This window comes from Aquiflexum sp., assembly GCF_041749095.1.
GTDB lineage: Bacteria > Bacteroidota > Bacteroidia > Cytophagales > Cyclobacteriaceae > Aquiflexum.
This window is the reverse complement of the sequence record NZ_JBGTCA010000051.1, coordinates 1-1,582: the sequence shown is the minus strand read 5'-3', so window position 1 is coordinate 1,582 and position 1,582 is coordinate 1. Positions and strand designations below refer to the sequence as shown.

General features: G+C 41.0%; 2 protein-coding genes. One reads left to right on the top strand and one right to left on the bottom strand.

Annotation, left to right across the window (positions count from 1 at the left end; all coding sequences use genetic code 11):
- On the top strand, positions 1–504 hold a 504-nt coding region (locus tag ACEW8O_RS03375), incomplete at its 5' end, for an NAD-dependent epimerase/dehydratase family protein (protein WP_373493214.1).
- A gap of 108 nt (positions 505–612) precedes the next feature.
- Here ACEW8O_RS03375 and ACEW8O_RS03370 read toward each other — a convergent pair.
- On the bottom strand, positions 613–1,582 hold a 970-nt coding region (locus ACEW8O_RS03370; protein ID WP_373493213.1), incomplete at its 5' end, for a DUF748 domain-containing protein.

The window sequence follows — 1,582 nt, the reverse complement described above, 5'->3', positions numbered from 1 at the left end:
TTTTCGGATGGCCCAACCGACCCCAAATCCTTACCTTTGGAGGAGGACTATGATGTGGATCCCATGGACAGCTATGGCATATCGAAGGTGGTCAATGAAAAAACAGCCCGTGGTTTCCAACGAAGGTCAGGTTTTGATATTTATGCCCTGCGGATCGGAAATGTAATAGAGCCTCACGAATACGCTGAACTGTTTCCAAATTATTTTAAAAACCCCGAAGTACGCCGCAGGAATGCCTTCTGCTATATTGATGCGCGAGACTTGGGGCAGATTGTGGATTTGTGTTTGCAAGAAGATGGTCTTGGTTATCAGGTTTTTAATGCCGGAAATGACCACAACGGAGCGATTATACCCAGCAAGGAATTGGCGGAACGGTTTTTTCCTGGCGTGCCTTTAACCCGAGAATTGGAGGAACATGAAGCCTTGTTCTCAAACCTAAAAATCCGTGAAGTCCTTGGCTTTAAAGAGCAGCATAATTGGAGGAAATATGTGAAAGGAGAGTGATTTTTGGCTTGGTAGGCGGTAAAAAAGTTGGTTTAATTGTTTAATCATCTTTTCTAGCTATATGATGTCCCTAATGGGACTTGGAAAAATAGAAGAAAAGCGGTTAGTTTAACTTTCACCTCCAGCACCACCAAAATTAATGGCATTTTCGATTTCTTTGGAATAGGCTTCGATAAAAGCATTTCTCAATAAGTTGAATACTGCCTGCCAAGGATCATTTTCAATATTCTCCACATGTCCCGAAAGTTCTACCCGGGAGGCTATTTGTTCTTCTTTTGGATTTTCTAAAATTTTGCCAACTAAATTAACTACGGCGTCATAGACCTTTTCAGGAAGGTTTCTATCCTCTGCTTTTAGATTGACCTTAAAGTCCTCGATCACCGGTTTAATATATCCTGTGATTTCTCCATTATTCACTACTGTCTCATTGTAAACACTCAGCATTCCACTTTCCAGTTCCAGGTTGGCATAGGCCTCTATAAAATTGTTGAACTTCACCAAATCGATGTCCTCAAAAGCCAGGTTTAGATCGAAATCCGGGATTTCTTTCAAAATGTTCACATGCATTTCCATGTCCATACTGCCTTTTCCCATTGCCTTTGAATCTATAAGAATAAAACCTGGAAGGATTTTTTCCTCATCCACTACATTACTCAGGTTCTCTCCCCGGAGGTTAAAGTTATCAAAATATACATCGACTTGAGGATCTACAGTGGGATCCAGATAAGATATCTTGGCGTTGGTGATCTTCAGATTGTTGATCTGAATGGGATTGAACTCCTGAATTGGTTCGGCCAAATGAAGTCTGGGTTCTTTTTCTTTCTCCTCCTCCTTTAACACAGTCAAATTGACCTTAAGGGAATCCATAGCTATTTCAGAGACAATTTTACCCTTTAAAAGAGCCCGCCAGTCCAGACTGAAATCCAAAATAGGAATAACGATAAAAGGTGTTTCGGGATCCTCTGAAGCTTCCTCATATATCACTAGGGCTCCAATTTTAAATGCACCCTTATAAAGACTCATGGACAGGTCATCGATAGATCCATGATAACCCTCTATGTTTGCCAATGCCTTATTG